The organism is Helicobacter sp. 13S00401-1, from assembly GCF_002272925.1.
Lineage (GTDB): Bacteria > Campylobacterota > Campylobacteria > Campylobacterales > Helicobacteraceae > Helicobacter_I.
Genome location: NZ_MLAR01000001.1, coordinates 1 through 18,627, shown reverse-complemented (window position 1 = coordinate 18,627; position 18,627 = coordinate 1). Strand labels below are relative to the sequence as shown.

General features: G+C 35.5%; 16 protein-coding genes. All 16 read left to right on the top strand.

Annotated elements, in window-relative coordinates:
- Nucleotides 1–314 precede the first annotated feature (314 nt).
- Nucleotides 315–1,604, top strand: a complete 1,290-nt coding sequence (purD, locus tag BKH43_RS00080) for a phosphoribosylamine--glycine ligase (protein WP_095227243.1) — start codon at nt 315–317, stop codon at nt 1,602–1,604.
- Between the two features lie 18 nt (nt 1,605–1,622).
- A complete protein-coding gene (locus BKH43_RS00075; protein WP_095227241.1) occupies nt 1,623–2,207 on the top strand; it encodes an RDD family protein in 585 nt (194 codons plus the stop codon).
- Nucleotides 2,170–4,779 (top strand): LPS assembly protein LptD, encoded by a 2,610-nt coding sequence (gene lptD / locus BKH43_RS00070; protein WP_253248012.1) that lies wholly within the window; start codon nt 2,170–2,172, stop codon nt 4,777–4,779. The genes BKH43_RS00075 and lptD overlap by 38 nt, the downstream gene beginning before the upstream one ends.
- Nucleotides 4,780–4,838: 59 nt before the next feature.
- On the top strand, nt 4,839–7,460 hold the full coding sequence (gene secA / locus BKH43_RS00065; protein ID WP_095227239.1) for a preprotein translocase subunit SecA: 2,622 nt from the start codon (nt 4,839–4,841) through the stop codon (nt 7,458–7,460).
- A 24-nt stretch (nt 7,461–7,484) separates the two neighbouring features.
- On the top strand, nt 7,485–8,495 hold the full coding sequence (locus BKH43_RS00060; protein ID WP_095227237.1) for a nitronate monooxygenase: 1,011 nt from the start codon (nt 7,485–7,487) through the stop codon (nt 8,493–8,495).
- 85 nt (nt 8,496–8,580) lie between these two features.
- Nucleotides 8,581–8,892: a 50S ribosomal protein L21 gene (rplU, locus tag BKH43_RS00055; protein ID WP_095227235.1), complete on the top strand. Its 312-nt coding sequence runs from the start codon at nt 8,581–8,583 to the stop codon at nt 8,890–8,892.
- A gap of 9 nt (nt 8,893–8,901) precedes the next feature.
- Nucleotides 8,902–9,168, top strand: coding sequence for a 50S ribosomal protein L27 (gene rpmA, locus BKH43_RS00050; protein WP_095227233.1), 267 nt, complete (start codon nt 8,902–8,904; stop codon nt 9,166–9,168).
- A 198-nt stretch (nt 9,169–9,366) separates the two neighbouring features.
- Nucleotides 9,367–9,732 carry a winged helix-turn-helix transcriptional regulator gene (locus BKH43_RS00045; RefSeq protein WP_095227722.1) on the top strand — a complete coding sequence of 122 codons (366 nt, stop codon included), beginning with the start codon at nt 9,367–9,369 and terminating at the stop codon, nt 9,730–9,732.
- Nucleotides 9,733–9,947: 215 nt separating this feature from the next.
- Entirely contained in the window at nt 9,948–11,333 is a 1,386-nt protein-coding gene (locus BKH43_RS00040) for a phosphomannomutase/phosphoglucomutase (protein ID WP_095227231.1), read from the top strand.
- A gap of 9 nt (nt 11,334–11,342) precedes the next feature.
- Nucleotides 11,343–13,166, top strand: coding sequence for a menaquinone biosynthesis decarboxylase (locus BKH43_RS00035; protein WP_095227229.1), 1,824 nt, complete (start codon nt 11,343–11,345; stop codon nt 13,164–13,166).
- Nucleotides 13,163–14,488: a 3-phosphoshikimate 1-carboxyvinyltransferase gene (gene aroA / locus BKH43_RS00030; protein ID WP_095227227.1), complete on the top strand. Its 1,326-nt coding sequence runs from the start codon at nt 13,163–13,165 to the stop codon at nt 14,486–14,488. The genes BKH43_RS00035 and aroA overlap by 4 nt, the downstream gene beginning before the upstream one ends.
- Nucleotides 14,489–14,490: 2 nt before the next feature.
- Complete coding sequence (locus BKH43_RS00025) at nt 14,491–15,333, top strand: 4-hydroxy-3-methylbut-2-enyl diphosphate reductase (protein ID WP_095227225.1); 843 nt, start codon at nt 14,491–14,493, stop codon at nt 15,331–15,333.
- A gap of 12 nt (nt 15,334–15,345) precedes the next feature.
- Nucleotides 15,346–15,990, top strand: coding sequence for a ribosome biogenesis GTP-binding protein YihA/YsxC (yihA, locus tag BKH43_RS00020; protein ID WP_095227223.1), 645 nt, complete (start codon nt 15,346–15,348; stop codon nt 15,988–15,990).
- Nucleotides 15,991–15,999: 9 nt separating this feature from the next.
- Nucleotides 16,000–16,473: a hypothetical protein gene (locus tag BKH43_RS00015; RefSeq protein WP_095227221.1), complete on the top strand. Its 474-nt coding sequence runs from the start codon at nt 16,000–16,002 to the stop codon at nt 16,471–16,473.
- Nucleotides 16,470–18,275 (top strand): penicillin-binding protein 2, encoded by a 1,806-nt coding sequence (gene mrdA / locus BKH43_RS00010; RefSeq protein WP_095227219.1) that lies wholly within the window; start codon nt 16,470–16,472, stop codon nt 18,273–18,275. The genes BKH43_RS00015 and mrdA overlap by 4 nt, the downstream gene beginning before the upstream one ends.
- 172 nt (nt 18,276–18,447) lie before the next feature.
- The coding region (locus BKH43_RS00005) for a glycosyltransferase (protein ID WP_143429012.1) at nt 18,448–18,627 on the top strand (180 nt) is incomplete at its 3' end.

Here is an 18,627-nt window from a genome sequence, read left to right as displayed (position 1 = left end):
AAAGTGCTTTAAGTCCTCTTTAGTCTTATTTGCTAAGGAGATTTAAAGTAATTACATTGCTATAATATATCGCCTGGAAGGTTCGTGGTCTTTATAATTTTTGCCAGTCCGTTTATAATACCTTTACTTGGTAGAGACCTGATGGCTATGTGTGTCGCATTTTCGTTAGAGTTTACTCTTGAAGCCCTTAACAGGGTTAGAATCTAGCGCCTAATTAGCCTGTTTTTACCTAAAATGTCGTAGTCTTGTTGGGCTTAGGCATTAGACATGAAGTAACGGCCTTTTGGGTATAAAAATAACTTATAGGTTTATATATGAATATATTAATTATAGGCAATGGTGGTAGAGAGTACTCTTTAGCCCTAGCGTTAAAAAAAGATTCTAGAGTTAGTGATATCTACTTTAGCCCTAAATCTGATGGAGCTAGTCTTATTTTAGGTGCGAAATCTTTTGCCTACACTACATTTGAAGAACTACTAAAAAATATAAAACAACATAATATAGATTACGTAATCATAGGGCCAGAGCTTCCTTGTGTGCTAGGCCTAAGTGACTTTTTAAGAAAAGAAGGCATAAAAGTCTTTGGTATAGATAAAGAAAATGCAAGATTAGAAGGTGATAAATCTTATATGAAAGACTTTGTAAGTAAGGCAGGTGTGCTAACTGCAAAGTACTTTAAAACTACTAACTATGAAGATGGCGCCAATTTTATAGAATCTAACTTTAAAGATAGTGATGTAATAGTGCTAAAAGCTAGTGGGCTTTGTGCGGGCAAGGGCGTTTTGATATTAGATTCTAAGTCTGAGGCAAAAGATAAGTTAAAAGATATGCTTAGTGGAGCACTTTTTGGTGAGGCTGGAAAGTGCGTAGTTATAGAAGAGTTTTTAAAAGGCTATGAGCTTTCAGTTTTTGCACTTAGTGATGGTGAAAGCTTTATAACTTTGCCTCCTTGTCAAGACCATAAAAGACTGCTTGATAATGACTTAGGACCTAATACTGGAGGCATGGGCGCTTACTCCCCACTGCCTTCTTTTTTATGCGATGAAGCTTTAATGCAAAAAATAGAATCTAAAATCTTAAAACCTACTTTTGATGCTTTAAAAAAAGAAGGTAAACCCTATGTTGGAGTTATCTTTGCTGGCATTATGGTAGTTAATAGCGAGCCTTATTTATTAGAGTACAATGTGCGCTTTGGAGACCCTGAGTGTGAGATATTACTACCTTCTTTTAAAACTTCTTTGCTTGATGTCCTTTTGGGTGTGGAATCTAAAAGTTTGCCAAAGATAGAGTTTACTGGAGACTACCAAGTTTGCGTAGTTTGTGCGTCTAAAAGCTATCCTTATAAAACAGATTCTAAAACTCCTATGAAGATAGATGAGTTTGATAAAAGTTTAGGGCATATAGTCTATGCAAGCACTTTTGTAGAAGACGGAAAACTTTATGCAGGGAGTGGGCGTGTATGTTTAGCTATAGGCAGTGCAAGCACTTTAGAAAGGGCACGACTTAATGCTTATACTATAGCTTCAAAGATAGAATATGACGGTAAGCATATAAGAACAGATATTGCTTCTCAAGGCGTAGCCAAAAAATCCAAAACAACTTAAAACTTTAAAGAAAATACAGTGACAAAAAAAGATGAAATCCTAGAAAAAGCCCTTTTTAGAGAGCACCTAACACTTGCTTCTTTCCCAAAAAGGATACTAGCACTAATAGTAGATGTGATAATAGTTTCAATCATAGCTTCATTGATGCTAAGTGCTAATCAAAAAGAGAGTGTAAACACAGCCCTCACAAGTATCTCTAGTATAAGTGCAGACTTAAAAGTGCAAGCTGAGATCCAAGAAAAAAATGGTGCTACTGATACTAAGAGTGATCTTTCTAAGACTCAGATGCAGCTTGCAAGCCAGCTAGGAGATGCACTACATGTTGTGCTTTGGTATATAGTTTTGCTTTTTGTAATAGATGTGATTTATAACAGTTTGTTTTTATATCTTTATGGCGCATCTTTAGGCCTACTGTTAGTAAAGGCTAAGGTTGTTGATTCCACCTATTTTGATAAGCCTAGGCTTACTCAAGCTATAACTAGATCAGCTATAAGTTACATCTTAGGTAAGACGTTTTATATCTCTTTTATATTTGCCCCATTTGATAAGTTTAAACGTACTTTACATGACAGATGGAGTTCTTGTATTGTCATTAATAGCTAAAAAGATTTTCCACTTTGGCCTATGCCTAGGTCTTTTTAGTTTCATAAGTATAGCTATAGCTAAAGATGCAACACACGTAAATAAAGAGCTTACTTTAGGGGAGTTAAACGCACTAAGCAAAACTTCTAATAATATAAATACGCCAAATGCTACTAGTTTTAGCTCACTAGATTCTAATACGTGCAATGTAGATGATAGCACTTCTAGCCCCTTACTCCCACATATAAATAGCCCCCTCCTTCAAAGTCAAGCAACTACCCCTTTAGTGCCTGCTCCAAAAGATATAAGCAAGGCTCAAAAAGAACAAAGAAGTAAGAATCTAAAAGTAGGAGAGCTTGAGTTAAGCAAGAAACAACAAAAGACTTTTGAACTTTTAGGAGAAGCTATAGCAAGGGAAGGTGATAATGTCATAGCTACAGGTGATGCCTCTGTTATGAATACTGAGCTTTATGCCTTAGCTGATAAGATAACTTATAACACACAAACTAAGTTTGTAAGACTTCAAGGTAATGTAAAGATTTATAAAAACGACCAGCTCTATTTGCAGGCTAATCAAGCCACCTTTTACCTAAACTCTGACTTTGTGATAATAGAGCCTTTTTATGTTCAAGAAAGTTCAACTGGTATATGGATGAGTGCTAAAGCAGCTGCTAGTAATAAGAATATATTTCGCTTTAACTCTTCTATAGTCTCTAGCTGCTCAGTTGTAAGTCCAGCTTGGAGGATAGATACAAGTAGTGGAAGTTTTAATAAAGATAAGTCCATAGTCCAGCTATGGAATGCCAGAATCTACATAGGTGATGTGCCTATAATGTATCTTCCTTATCTAAGATTATCCACTGAAAACAAAAGAACTTCAGGTTTTTTATATCCAACTACAGGAAGCTCAAGCACTGAAGGTTTTGTCTATTTGCAGCCTTACTATCTAGCCTTACAAGACTTTTGGGATATGACTTTTACTCCACAAGTTAGGACTAATAGAGGAGGGGGATTAAACTATGAGTTTAGGGCTACTTCTCCTTACCATGACAACCTTATCTTAAATGCAAGATATTTTTATAACATACCAGAATATGTAAAGAATCTAAATCTAGTAAACTCTCAAATCTATGGTTTTGATATAAAAACTAGCTCAAGAAACTTTATGCAAAAATACCTTGGCCTAAAAAGTGGTATAGATAATGGTCTTTATGTAGACTTTGCTTATATGAACGATCTTGACTATATGCGCCTTGATAGATTTAACTACTTTTTAAATACCTCTTCTTACACTTCAAGGGTTAACTTTTACACTCAAGTGGGCAATAACTACTTTGGCACTAACTTTAAGTACTTCTTAAACTTTAATGTCGCAGATAACCGTACCACCTTGCAAAACTTGCCTAATCTTCAATATCACAGATACCTTTCAACGCTATTTTTTAAAGAGCTTTTATACTCCATAGACTATCAGTTAAAAAATACTTATAGGCCTATAGGCTATAGCTATGTTTCTAATGAGCTCTCCATCCCACTAGGCATGAACTTTTCTATATTTAACAAGTTTCTTTCTTTGGGGATATGGACTAATATTTATGCAGGAAATATCTACGCGGGTAATATTTATGGGAATAATAAAACGCCACTTTATACCTTTGATACTATGGGGTCTGACTTTGTTTTAAACCCAGTTACTAATAGATATGGAAACTACCTAGCAGCAAACTATAGAATCTCACTTAATCTAGATGTGGGCAAAGACTATAATAAATTCTTCCATGCCTTGCAGGCCTCTTTTAGTTTAAGCGCACCTTTTGCAAACTCAGTTTTTACTAATGGCCTTTTAGGAAAAAACGTAGTACAAACTTATAGCCTTTTAGGGACTAGCGAACTTCAAGCTATACAAAATCGCTTTGATATATGGGATCCTTCAAGTTTTACTTCAGTTTTTGCGGGTAATACTAGGATAGATTTAAATCTCTCTAACTACTTTTATAACTTAAATGGCAAGGAGCTTTTTTACTGGAGGGCAACGCAGATTCTAAATCTTGATGATACAGTTTCTCCAGTTAGAACTCCTATGGAAAACAAACTTGGCACAACACCAATAGATGGCCTTAATCTCTCAACTAGCTTTTTTTACTCCTTCTTTTATAACGTTTTTACAGAGTTAGCGCTAAATGCTAGCTATAGCAGTAAAAGAGTAAGTGCAGGCGTATCTTACTATTTAAAAAGAGATACAGCCTTTGCAGTAGATAATCTAACCCTAACTAGAACTATCACTGATGCTTCTAACTTTTTAAGACTTAACTTTAGTGGGGATCTTGGTTACTTTGGACTAGATGGCTTTATAAGTTATGACTTTAGGACTAATACTATCTTAAACCTAGGTATAGGAATCCACAAAGATATAAAATGCTTTGGAGTGGCCATAAAAGCAGGCAGTGATAGAACTCCCATCCTTACTAATGTGACAAATGATGGAAACTCTCAGATCTCAGTTATACAAAACAATTACGTAAAGTTTGAAGTTAAGTTTGTGCCACTAACTAGTGTAGGATATGTTTATAGACTTCGCCCAAGGATAAACTAATCTCTTTACTTTCGATAAAATAAAAAGTTGAAATTCACTCTAGGTATAAAAGGTTAGGCATGTTACAAGCTATGTTCGGTAAGGTTCTTGGAACCAGAAACGATAAGTTACTTAAAAAATACGTCTCTAGGATAAAAGGTGTTAACAGCTATGCTGAAGCCCTAAAAGCCCTAGATGATGTAGCTTTGCAGCAAAGATTTTTTGATATTAAAACTCATGTTAAAGCTGAGCTAGAAGATGTTGAAGATATAAAGATAGTTAACTCAGTACTTGATTCTAGGCTAGAAGAAGTGTTTGCCATCACTAGAGAAGCAAGTAGCAGAATCTTAGGGCTTAGGCACTTTGATGTGCAGTTAATTGGTGGTATGGTCTTACATGAAGGAAAGATAGCTGAGATGAGAACAGGGGAGGGAAAAACTTTAGTTGCTACCTTGCCAGTTGTGCTTAATGCTTTAAGTGGAAAAAGTGTTCACGTAGTAACAGTTAATGACTACCTAGCCGCACGTGATGCTGAAACTATGACTCCACTTTATAACTTTTTAGGCTATAGCGTAGGAGTTATAACTAATGACTTAGAAGATGATGAAGCACGTATAAAAGCCTACTCCTCTGACATAATCTATGGAACTAATAATGAGTTTGGCTTTGATTATCTAAGAGATAACATGAAGTTTAGCCTAGATCAAAAAGTGCAAAAACACCACTTTTTTGCGATAGTTGATGAAGTGGATTCCATCCTTATAGATGAGGCTAGAACTCCTCTTATCATCTCAGGCCCGCTTAATAAAAAGATGGAAAACTATATAACTGCTGACTTAGTGGCTAAAAAGATGAAAGAAAAAGATGACTTTACTATAGATGAAAAAAATAGAGTTATATTAACCACAGAAGAGGGTATCAAAAAAGCTGAAAGTCTTTTTAAGGTAGATAATCTTTACGCTGTAGAAAACGCTAGCCTTTCTCACCACCTAGATCAAGCACTAAAGGCTAACTTTTTATTCATAAAAGATAAAGACTATGTAGTGCAAGAAGGAGAAGTTGTAATAGTAGATGAGTTCACAGGACGACTTTCTCAAGGGCGTAGATTTAGCGAAGGCCTCCATCAAGCCTTAGAAGCAAAAGAGGGCGTTAATATTAAAGAAGAAAGCCAAACCCTAGCTGATATAACCTTCCAAAACTACTTTAGGATGTATGAAAAACTAAGTGGTATGACAGGTACGGCACAAACTGAAGCTACTGAGTTTATAGAGATATATAAGCTAGAAGTAGTAAGCATACCTACTAACTTACCTATTAAAAGAAAGGATTTAAACGATCTTGTTTATAGGAGTGAGCTAGAAAAGTTTCAAGCAGTTATCTCAAAGATAAAAGAGCTTTATGCTAAAGGGCAGCCAGTTTTAGTAGGAACTGCAAGTGTTGAAAGAAGTGAGATGTTTCATGAGATGCTTAAAAAAGAGCGCATCCCTCACACAGTACTAAATGCTAAACAACACCAAAGAGAAGCTGAGATCATAAAAGATGCCGGACTTAAAGGAGCTGTAACCATAGCTACTAATATGGCAGGACGTGGGGTTGATATAAAACTAAGTGAAGAGATAAAAGAGCTAGGTGGGCTTTATATCATAGGTACTGAAAGGCATGAAAGTAGAAGGATAGATAATCAGCTACGTGGTAGATCAGGTCGTCAAGGAGACCCTGGAGTTAGCCAGTTTTATCTAAGTTTAGAAGATTCCTTACTTAGAATCTTTGGAAGCGATAAGTTAAAAGGTGTTATGGGGCGTCTTGGACTAAAAGATGGCGAACATATAGAATCAGGTCTTATAACTAGATCAGTAGAAAAGGCACAAAAAAAGGTAGAAAACCTACACTTTGAAAGTAGAAAACACATCCTAGAGTACGATGATGTAAGCAATGAACAGCGAAAAGTTATCTATAAGTTTAGAAACGATCTTTTAAAAGAAGACTACGATATGGCAGAGCGCATTAAAGATAATGCACTTTTATCTTTGCAGATGCTGCTTGAAAAAGCAAAGATTTATCCTAATGACATCATGGAAAACTATGACTTAGAAGCCTTAAGTGCTATGTTTAAAGAAGAGTACAACATAGCTTTAGAAGCTAGCTCGCTAGTTGGACTTGACTACACTAAGATAAATGATAATCTACTTAAGCTTTTAGAAGATTCTTATGAAGATAAGTTTGCTGGTATGGATAAAAAGACAAGAAATGATATAGAAAGGATGATCTACTTACAAGTGGTTGATAGGGCTTGGAGGGAGCATCTTTATAGTATAGATAATCTTAAAACAGGTATCGGTCTTAGAGGATATAACCAAAAAGATCCACTAGTAGAGTATAAAAAAGAAAGTTATAACCTCTTTGTTGAGTTAGTTGAAAACATTAAGCTTGAAGCTTATAAGACCTTACAAGTAGTGCAGTTTAGGATGCAAGATGAAGAAGAGATAGAAGCTGAGGCTAGAAGTGAAGAAGAAAAACTAAGAGAGGCTATGGAAGCAGAATCTAAACAGGGCTTTTTAAATACTGAGGCAGATAGTGTATTTAAAAAGACTTTAAGAAATGACCCCTGCCCTTGCGGTAGCGGTAAAAAGTATAAAAACTGCCACGGGAAAAGCGGGCCTAAAAAAGGACTTTTAAGTCACAATGAAGGTCAAACCATATAGATATATATTTAAAGGGTTGGTAACATGAGTGCTTTAAATAAAGTTTTAGGCATAAGATATCCTTTCATCCAAGCTCCTATGGCAGGAGGCTTGCTAGATGCTAGTTTTGTTGCAGAAGTAAGCAACTTTGGCTTTTTAGGTTCCATCCCTACTGGCTATTTAAGTCTTAGTCAGATAAAAACTTTCATTAAAGATGTGCAAGCTAGGACTTCTAGGCCTTTTGCGCTTAATATTTTTGTAGATTATATGACTTATGGCAAGACTAAGCTTTTAAAACCTAAAAATATACTTGAGTATGAAAGACTTTTTAAAGATGAGGTTGAAGAGTGCTTTGTAGTTGGTGAGATTCCTTTGATGGATGAGATATTAGAGTGCGTGCTTGAGCTTAAAGTTCCTATAGTTAGTACTACTTTTGGACTTTTAAGTAAAGATCATGTAGATGCACTTAAAAGATCTAAGGTTAAGATCTTAAGCACTATTAACTCAGTATATGAGCTAGAGTTAGTTTTAAGTACTCAAAGCCCAGATGCTATAGTTTTTCAAAGCGCCTTAGCTGGCGGGCATAAAGGAGGTTTTACTTCTCTTCCTTATAGTGAGAATCTAGAAGTACTTAAAGTCTTAAAAGACTTAGAGTGTAATATCCCTTGCATACTAGCTGGTGCTATAGCAACTAAAGAAGATGCAAATCTAGCCTTAGAGCAAGGTTTTGATGGAGTACAAGTTGGAAGCAGCTTTTTATGCACTAAAGAAAGCAAGGCTAGCTTGGAGTATAAAAATGCCATCATTAATGGAGATAAGACAGGGTTTACAACTGCTATAACAGGCAAAAAAGCAAGAGCTATCCAAAATAAACTTTCTACTATGAGTATTGATGATAACCTAGGATTCCCCTTTATGCACTATGCTACAGCTACTTTAAGAAAACTAGCTAAAGAGCAAGGTAATCCAGACTATCAAGCCCTTTGGTGTGGAGAGGGTATAAGCAAGATAGATAAAGAGCAAGACTTAGTTAAGTATATGGAATCTTTAATCTAGATTCTAAAAAGGGTTTAGAGCTTTTATAAAATCTTAATGTTTTTACGCTAGAATTCAAGCTTATCATTTTCAAGAAAGGACAGCTATGCAAGCAGTTTTTAAGAACGGAGGCAAGCAATACAGGGCACAAGTTGGCGACATACTACTACTTGATAAATTAAGCCTTGAGCCAAAGTCAAAGGTAGAGTTAGCTGAAGTTTTAGCCATCATAGATGGTGAAGACATAACAGTTGGTCAGCCTTTTGTAAGCGGTGCTAAAGTAGAGTTAGAAGTTATCAATGAAGGGCGTGGAAAGAAAGTTATCACTTTTAAAAAAAGACGCCGTAAAGATAGCAAGACTAAACGTGGTTTTAGACGTGACTTCACACGTGTAAAAGTTGTAAATATTATTAAGTAAGGATAGGCAATGGCACACAAGAAGGGTCAGGGTAGTACTCAGAATAACCGCGATTCAGCGGGTCGTCGTTTAGGTATCAAAAAGTTTGGTTCAGAGTTCGTAAGAGCTGGAAACATCATAGTTAGACAACGCGGCACTAAAATGCACGTTGGTAAAAACGTGGGCATTGGTAAAGATCACACTATCTATGCACTAATTGATGGGATAGTATTTTTCCAACAAAAAGATAAGACTAGAAAGAAAGTTTCAGTCATCCCACTAGAACAAGCAAAATAGCCTTTAGCTTTTGCTTATCCTAAAGACTTGGAATCTCTTAAGATTCTAAGTCTTTTTTAAGTTTTATACTTTACAAAATTTTCCTAATTTTTGTATTTTTTTGTCTATTATCTTCTTTTGTTTTCATTCTACCTCATATGTATTTTAATTTCCCCCCTAATTCATGCATTTATTAATATATGTGCTACTATGATAGTTATGAAAAAAGAGCAAATTACTAATTCCCATTGTCCCATAGGTATATTTTCCAGAATCTTTAATGACAGGTGGAAACTATATATAGTTTTTAATATCATGGATAGCAAGAAGCGCTTCAAAGTGCTTTGTGATATATTCAATCCACATATGACTCAAAAAACTCTTAGTGTCAAGCTTAAAGAGCTAGAAGAAGAGGGCATCATAGCAAGAGAAGTTTACGCAGAAGTACCGCCACGCGTAGAGTATGGACTAACTCCAAGAGGCCAAACTCTAATCCCCATCATCAAGCAAATCCATGCTTGGGGAACTGCCCAGTACAAAGACTTTGAAGGAAATCTTAGCCATTGTTTTGTAAAAAAAGACTGACTAAAACTAGGTTTTAAGCCTTTTAGGTGCTTTTCATTACTAAAAAAGTAGTTTTTTTATAATCCTGCCTGGCTGCGTCCCTTTTAAAACCTTCCTTTTAGGATTCTCTTTAAAACCTTTTGCCTTTAAATCTTGCTTTATCCATCTTAGATAGGCGGTATTTGATTTTAGATAAAATGGTATTTAAGTTTTAGATAAAAAGAGGCCTAAAGAAGATGATATTTAGAGAGTACGACATAAGAGGCATAGTGGATCTTGAGTTAAATGCTGAGATAGTTTTTAAGATAGGCTACTTGCTAGCAGAGCGCATAAAAACTACGAGAGCTGGAGATAGCGTTTATATAGGCTATGACGCTAGGACGCACTCCTCTAAGCTTTTTGGCTTTCTTACAAGCGGCTTTAATGCAAATGGGATAAAAGTCTATGACTTAGGGATGATTCCAACTCCAGTTGCCTACTTTGCAACCTTTCAAAGTGAGATAAAAAATAGCGTCATGATAACTGGCTCTCACAACCCACCAGAATATAATGGCTTTAAGATAACTATAGATCAAAAACCTTTTTATGGGAAAGAGATACAAGACTTAAAGCAAAAGATGCCCACTTTAAAACACCTTGATATAAAAAAAGAGCTTGCTACTAAAGTACAAACCTTCAAATCTAACATGCTAGAAAGCTATATAAAATATCTAACGCACGAGTTTAGCGATCTTAAAAACTTTAAGTCTAAAGTTGCCATTGACTGCGGTAATGGAGTAGCAAGCATAGCTTTAAAGCCTATCTTAGAAGCACTAAATATAAAAGCTAGTGAGCTTTACTTTACTCCAGATGGCACCTTTCCTAACCACCACCCAGACCCAAGCGTGGAATCTAACTTGCAAAACTTAAAAGACCTAATGCATAAGCATGATATAAGTATAGGCATAGCCTTTGATGGAGATGCTGATAGGATAGCTTTGATAAGTAAGGACTATGTTTTTAAAGGCGATGAGCTAGCTATACTTTTTGGGCGCGACATCGCTAAAAGCGTTAAAAATCCTATCATCATAGGTGAGGTAAAGTGTTCTTCAAACATGTATAAAGAGCTAGATAAGATAGGCACATCTTATATGTATAAAACAGGGCACAGTAACCTAAAAGTTAAACTAAAAGAGCTAAATGCAGCCCTAGCTTGCGAGATGAGTGGGCATATCTTTTTTAATGATAGATACTTTGGCTTTGATGATGCAATCTATGCGTGTTTTAGAATCTTAGAGCTTATAAAAAAAGATTCTATTGAAGGTTTGCAAAAAGACATAGAAAGCTTGCCAAAACTTTTTAGCACAGATGAAGAAAAGATAGCTGTAGATGAAGAAGAAAAGTTTGTCTTAATAGATACCCTTAAAAAAAGGCTAAGTGCTAACTTGCCAGCTAATTTTCCATACATTGAAAAAGTCATAGATATAGATGGAGTTAGAGTAGTTTTTGAACATGGCTTTGGACTAGTTCGCGCTAGTAACACAACGCCAGTTTTAGTTACTCGCTTTGAAGCTACAAGCGAAGCGCTTTTAAAAGAGTATAAAACCTCACTTTTAAATCTAGTAAGTGAACTAAGAAGCTAGGACTAATTAATGCAAGAACTTATAAATCTACTAGTTTCTAAAGACTTATTAAAAGTTATAGATACGCCACTAGATGTAGACTTAGAGATAGCCCACCTTGCTTATATAGAAGTTAAAAAGCAAGATTCTAAGGCCTTACTTTTTACTAGTCCTATGCGTGAAGGCAAAAAGCTCATGCCTGTTTTAATGAATGTCTTTGGGAGTTTTAGCCTTTTAGATTTGATAGCTAGCAAAGATAGCGAAGCTATAGCCTCTCACATAAAGTCGCTTTTAAATATGAGCCCACCTAAGACTTTAAAAGAAAAGCTTAGCAAGCTAAAAGAGTTTTATGCCCTGCGTCATGCCTTTCCTAAAAAGTATAAGGGCAAAGCCCCAGCTCAAGAAGTAGTACTTAAGGATATAGATCTTTTTTTGCTTCCTGTGCTTAAAACGTGGGAAGAAGATGCAGGCTACTTTATAACTATGGGGCAAGTTTATACTAGAAGCTTAGATGGCAAGGCTAACAACTTAGGGCTTTATCGCTTGCAAGTTAAAAGCAAAGATGAGCTTTTAATGCACTTTCAGATCCATAAAGATGCAAGCCACTTTTACCATGAGTACAAAAAGGCTAATAAAAATATGCCTGTAAGTGTAGCCATAGGAGGAGACCCACTTTATACGTGGTGTGCACAAGCCCCTTTGCCACCGCGCATATTTGAACTCTTTTTATACGGACTTATAAAAGAGAAAAATCCACTCTTAGTAAAGTGCTTAACTAATGAGCTAAGTGTGCCACATGATAGCGATATAGTCATAGAAGGTGAGATAGATATAAATACTCTTGCTGATGAGGGCGAGTTTGGAGATCATACTGGTTTTTATACACCAGTTGAAAAATATCCTGTGCTTAAAGTTGCAGCTATCACTCACAAAAAAAACCCTACTTTTTTAGCTACAGTTGTAGGTAAGCCTCCTTTAGAAGATAAGTACATGGGCTATATGACAGAACGTGTATTTTTACCACTTTTACAAACTACAACGCATGGCTTACTAGACTATCACATGCCAGAAAATGGTGTTTTTCATAATCTAATACTAGCTAAACTTGATGTAAGCTACCCAGCCCAAGCCCTCCAAGCCATGCATGCTTTTTTTGGTATAGGTCAGCTTAGCTTTGTAAAGCACGCTATCTTTTTAGATTCTAAAGCGCCTAGTTTACAAGGCGACTTTGAAAATCTAACTAAATACATACTTGAAAGAGTTGATGCTAGTAAGTTACTAATTACTAAAGGAATCTGTGACATATTAGATCACGCAAGTAGTGAGTATGGAGTAAGTGGAAAGCTAGGCGTTGATGCAACAGGTGAGGCCTTAAACTTTAAGTTTGAAGATATAGATGATATTAGCCTTTTAGAAGAGCTAAAAAAAGAACTACCAGAGCTTAACTCCTTGCATATTTTCAAAGCTAAAAATCCAGTTGTGCTAATAAGCATAGATAAAAAAGATAGGCGTGTAAAAAGCTTTATATTAGCCCTAGAAGCTTTTAAAAAGTACGCAAGTATATTTATCTTTGTAGATAGTGCAAATAATGACTTAAAAAACTACTACATGCTTATATGGCGTATAGTTAATAATATAGATGTACTCCGCGACCTTTATATAAAAGAGGGTTTAATAGTGCTTGATGCCACTGCTAAAGGAGACTTAGAAGGCTATACTAAAAAGTGGCCAAAAGAAGTCTTTTGTAATAAAGCTGTTATAAAAAGCCTAGTAGATAAGGGTTTGATAAAAGAAGATTCTAGCTTTTTTGATAGATTTGGAATCTTAAATACTAGTCATAAAGGAGATGCATGAAAAATATAGAACTTCAACCAGTAAAAAACTTCTCTTTAGAGTTAGATATAAAAGCAAGTGATAAGTCCTTATCTCATAGAAGTGCTATGCTTGCCCTCTTTACTGATGGAACTTCAAGGGTAAAAAACTTTTTAGAAGCTGAAGATACACTTTGTAGTTTAGAGATAGCAAAAGAGTTAGGTTTGATAGTTAGTAAAGATAAAAAAGACTTATTACTAAAAGCTCCAAGTGAAGTTTTATCTAAGGGACTAAAAACTCCTAGCAAGACTTTAGATTGTGGTAACTCTGGCACATCTATTAGACTTTATACTGGGCTTATAGCTGGAGCTAATATTAATGCTACTTTAGATGGCGATAAATATCTTCGCGCACGCCCTATGAAAAGAGTGATAGAGCCTTTAACTGAAATAGGCGCTAAGATAGAATCTAGTGACTTTAAAGCCCCACTTAAACTCATCCCACAAGGCAAACTTGAAGGCTTCCACTATAAGTCTAAAATCTCTTCTGCTCAAGTTAAATCAGCCCTTATACTAGCAGGCTTACAAGCAGATAAAGATTCCACTTTTAAAGAGCCTTACTTAAGTAGAGATCACACTGAAAATATGCTTTTAGCCTTTCAAAAAGAAAAAAACATAGAACTTAAGCATGATAAGATTTATATAAATCCACTTACTAAACCACTAGATGCCTTTGATATAGAGATAGCAAATGACCCCTCATCTGCTTTTTTCTTTGCAGTTGCTGCCTTACTTATACCAGATAGCAAAGTAGTCTTAAAAAATGTACTTTTAAATAAAACTAGGATAGAAGCCTATAAAGTCTTAGAATCTATGGGCGCAGATATAAAGTATGAAAACATAAAAGAAGGCTATGAAAAAAGTGGGGATATAGTAGTAACCTACAGCCCTCTAAAAGCAGTAAGTGTAACTGAAAACATCTCTTGGCTTATAGATGAGATCCCTGCTTTAAGCCTTGCTATGGCAGTTGCAAATGGAACCTCAGAGATAAGAAATGCTAAAGAGTTACGCGTTAAAGAAAGCGATAGGATAAAAGCAACTATCGCAGGCCTTCATGCCTTTGGCATAGAAACAGTTGAATATGAAAGCGGCTTTGATATCATAGGAAGCGCGCTAAAAAAAGGAGAGGCTAATAGCTTTGGGGATCACAGGATAGCTATGAGTTTTATCATAGCCTCTCTAGCAAGTGGTGGCAAAGTCACAGATTGTGAGTGTATAAATACATCTTTTCCTAACTTTTTTGATAACTTAGAATTAATCTTAAGAAGTGAGCATGCTTTAGAGCATGAGGCTAAGAGGAGATAAGTGTGAAAGTAAAGCTAGCAGATAAGTTTGGATTTTGCTTTGGAGTTAGAAGGGCTATAAAGATAACTGAAGATATAGCTTTAAAAAATCCTCACACTATAACCTTTGGCCCCTTGATACATAATCCTAAAGAGACTGAGAGGCTTCAGGCTGGATTTAACGTTAAGATAAAAGAAGATATAACTAAAGTAGATTCCAAAGAAAGCGTGATAATAAGAACTCATGGCATCACTAAGCAAGACTTAAGTACTTTAAAACATATGGGTGTAGAAGTTACTGATGCTACTTGTCCTTATGTAACTAAGCCTCAACAAATCGTAGAAAAGATGAGTGAAGAGGGCTACTTTATAGTTATCTTTGGAGATGCAAGTCATCCAGAAGTAAGAGGCGTTATGAGTTATAGTGTGAAAGATCCACTAGTTGTAGGCTCCTTAGAAGAGCTTGAAAACATAGATAGAAAGCTAGGTAAAAAAGTAGCTTTAGTTTCTCAAACTACTAAGCAAGTAGCTAAGTTTGTAGAAGTTGCAAACTATCTTATAACCCACTGTCAAGAAGTTAGAATCTATAATACGATCTGCAATGCCACTTTTGAAAACCAAGATGCCATAGAAAAGCTAAGTAAAGAAGTAGACATCATGATAGTAGTAGGTGGTCTTACATCTTCAAACACTAAGCAACTTTTACATATCGCCAAACTTAATTGTAAAGATAGCTTTTTAGTTGAAGATGAAAAAGGGCTTAATATCGAGTGGTTTAAAGGCAAGAAACTTTGTGGCATAAGCGCAGGAGCAAGCACTCCTATGTGGTTAGTAAGCAAGGTCAAAGATGCTATAGAAAATATTTAAAGGCTGTAATTTTTGTATATACAAGATTCTAAGTTTCTGCGATCTTCAACTGGACTAAGTAACGCCCTTGAAGTAACTCACACTGAGATAGCCCTCCTAGGCAGAAGTAATGTCGGCAAATCTAGTCTTATAAACTCCCTCCTTGCTAGTAACCTTGCTAAAAAGTCTAATACTCCAGGCAAAACTAGACATATAAACTTTTACTCTACAAGATGGAGTTTTAAGGATACAAAAGAAGAAGAGGCTAACTCTAGAGTAAGTTTTGATCTTAACCTTTTAGATCTCCCTGGCTTTGGTTATGCAAAAGTTAGTAAGAGTGAAAAGGACACATGGGATAAAAGCTTAGATAATTTTTTACGCAAAAGAAGCTCTATTAAGCTTTTTTGTCATCTTGTAGATTCTAGACACACTAACTTAAAGCAAGATGAGACTATAAAAGCCTACTTAGAATCTTTACTAAGAGGAGATCAAAAGCTACTTACTATCTATACTAAGGTAGATAAGCTTACTAAGTCAGAGTTTTTAAAACTAAAACATAGCATGGATATAAACTCTACTTTTATATCTAATGTCAAAAAAGATCCTTTAGTTTTACAATCTCTTTGCCAAAAAATGATACATATGGCTTTAAATATCTCTTTTGAAAGCAACAAGTAGGATGATAGAGTGAGGACTAGACATAAAGCACTAAGTGATTTAAGCTATGCTGTAGCACTACTTGTAGTTGCTTTTATATACATAAGTGCAAGTGATATCTACCCTGTACTTCCCCCTTTGCTTGGAGTGCTTTTTATGATCTTTCATATCTCTTTTAAGAGGCGTGGGTACTATAAAGTCATAGCAGTTTTTCTTATACTAGGTTTTTATGAGTTAGATAAAGACTTGGTTTTTGGAATCTTGCCCTTAGTATTTTTTGTAGTGAGATATTTTATAGCCTTAAGGCTAGAAGCTATGGCTAATGAGAATCTTTTCTTTGTGTGTCTTTATGTGGTTGGAATCTATGTCTTTTATATAGCCGGTATGCTTTTAAGTAATATCCTCTTTGGCACACCTAATCTTGGCTTTAAACCCATACTTATCTACTACTTTATAATAGATCTTTTAGTAACCTTAGCCTATGTAAAGATAAGAAAACTATGAAAGCTTTAAAACTGCGCTTTAAGATTCTTTACTCTGTCTTTGGAGTTATCTGTCTTATATTAATAGCTAGGCTTTATGTTTTAAGCATAGCCCGCCATGACTACTATGAAAAGATAGCAAGGGATAATGCTTTTAAGACTGAAGTTTTAGTCCCAGTTAGAGGGCAGATTCTAGATAGGAACAATGAGCCCTTAGCTATAAATGAGCTAGGCTTTGAGTTAGCTTTAAAAACTAAACTTAAAAAAGACCAACTAGATAGTGCTTTAAATCTTATAGCCTCAGTTATAACTAATGCAAACATAGAGGCCTTAAAACAAAAGTATCTTAGTCTTAATAGCGTCTATAGGAGAAAGCCTATAGTCTTAATAGACTTTATACCTTACTCACAAGGACAGATAGTTTACTCCTCTCTTATACAAGATCCAAACATAAGTTTAGTTACAGTTAATAAAAGGCTTTATCCTAATAACTCCATGGCTTCTCACGTCATAGGCTATGTTGGAGCAAGTGATGAAAAAGATGTGCTAAAAGATCCCATATCTAAGTACACTAAAATCATAGGCAAGCTAGGCTTAGAAAAAGAGTACAACACCTTTTTGCAAGGAAAGCTTGGCCATAAAGAGATACAAGTTAATAACCTTAACCAGCAGCTAAAAGTTTTAAGTGAGACCCCAGCTACTAGTAATAATCACATAACAACTAGTCTTGATGTGAGATTACAAAGTGAGATGGATAATCAGTTTAAGGGAAAAAATGGCGCTGCTATAGTGATGGATGCTAGAAATGGAGAAATCCTAGCTAGTGGGAGTTATCCAGAGTATAACATTAATGACTTTGTAGGCGGCATCTCTCATAAGAAATATAATGCCTTAAAAGATAACATCTATGACCCACTTATAAACAGGCTAGTAGGTGGACTTTATCCACCTGGAAGTGTAGTAAAGATGGGCATGGGTCTAGCTATATTAGAGTATGCAGGTGTTAATGAACACACGCTAATTGACACACCTTACTATATAGAAGTAGGAGGACACAAATTTAGAGACTGGAAGATAGGGGGGCACGGAAAGACTGATCTTGTAAAGGCACTAAAAGAAAGTGTAGATGTCTACTTTTATAAGCTTTCACAAATCGCAGGGATTAACAATATAGCCCATGTTATGAGAACCTTAGGTTTTGGTGAAAAAACTGGCGTAGACTTGCCCTATGAAAACAAAGGTGTATTTCCAGATCCAGAGTGGAAGATGAAGTCTTATCATCAAGTATGGTATGCAGGAGATACTATCATAACCTCTATAGGACAAGGAAGCACTTTAGTAACTCCTATGCAGATAGCAAGGTATACAGCTTTGATGGCAACAGGACTTTTGCCAACTCCCCACTATGCAAAAGACCTAGGCAGCACTCCAGTTATAAAGCCTCCTAAAGATGTGCTAAATGCTTTTGAAAAATCTAAACTACCCTATATAAGAAAGGGGATGTATGAAGTTTGTAGTGTGCCAGGAGGGACTGCTTATAGGCATACTAGGGGCACTAAAGTACCTCTTGCTTGTAAGACTGGAACTGCACAAGTAGTAAGTATCCCCCAAGATGTCATAAAGCGTAGAAAAGAAAGTGAGATGAACTACTTTCAACGCTCTCAAGGGTGGGTGACTGCCTTTTTACCTTACAATAATCCAAAGTATGTAGTAACTATCTTAGTAGAACACGCCGGAACTCCTGCTGCAGCACTTCCTATTTTAGTAGATTTAGCTAATAAGCTTGATGATTTAGGCTATATAAAAGATAAAAATACTAAATAAAGTTTTAAGCTACAAAGTAGGCACTACTTAAGTTGCTAAGCATACTTTAACTATATAGCTTTTAGTTTGTTAGCATAGACTTGTGAGTACTTTTTTCTATCTTTTTTTTTTTTTTTAATTTTAAGTAGTTTTATTTGTTAGAATATTTTTTAAATAGAAATAAAGGTTAGTGATGGATGAAGCTTTAAAAGATTTGCATAGTTTTAAGGAGCTAGCAGATTTAAAAGGAGAAGAAGGCTTAGTCTCAGTTATCATCCCTATTTATAATGTAGAAAAGTATCTTGAAGCTGCACTAGATTCTATACTTAATCAAACTTATAAAAACCTAGATATCATCTTAGTTATAGATGGT

Bases quoted from the DNA above. Each gene is read 5' to 3' on its own strand.
- purD (WP_095227243.1), top strand. From the start codon at position 315: ATGAATATATTAATTATAGGCAATGGTGGTAGAGAGTACTCTTTAGCC.
- lptD (WP_253248012.1), top strand. From the start codon at position 2,170: ATGACAGATGGAGTTCTTGTATTGTCATTAATAGCTAAAAAGATTTTC.
- secA (WP_095227239.1), top strand. From the start codon at position 4,839: ATGTTACAAGCTATGTTCGGTAAGGTTCTTGGAACCAGAAACGATAAG.
- BKH43_RS00060 (WP_095227237.1), top strand. From the start codon at position 7,485: ATGAGTGCTTTAAATAAAGTTTTAGGCATAAGATATCCTTTCATCCAA.
- rplU (WP_095227235.1), top strand. From the start codon at position 8,581: ATGCAAGCAGTTTTTAAGAACGGAGGCAAGCAATACAGGGCACAAGTT.
- rpmA (WP_095227233.1), top strand. From the start codon at position 8,902: ATGGCACACAAGAAGGGTCAGGGTAGTACTCAGAATAACCGCGATTCA.
- BKH43_RS00045 (WP_095227722.1), top strand. From the start codon at position 9,367: ATGAAAAAAGAGCAAATTACTAATTCCCATTGTCCCATAGGTATATTT.
- BKH43_RS00040 (WP_095227231.1), top strand. From the start codon at position 9,948: ATGATATTTAGAGAGTACGACATAAGAGGCATAGTGGATCTTGAGTTA.
- BKH43_RS00035 (WP_095227229.1), top strand. From the start codon at position 11,343: ATGCAAGAACTTATAAATCTACTAGTTTCTAAAGACTTATTAAAAGTT.
- aroA (WP_095227227.1), top strand. From the start codon at position 13,163: ATGAAAAATATAGAACTTCAACCAGTAAAAAACTTCTCTTTAGAGTTA.
- mrdA (WP_095227219.1), top strand. From the start codon at position 16,470: ATGAAAGCTTTAAAACTGCGCTTTAAGATTCTTTACTCTGTCTTTGGA.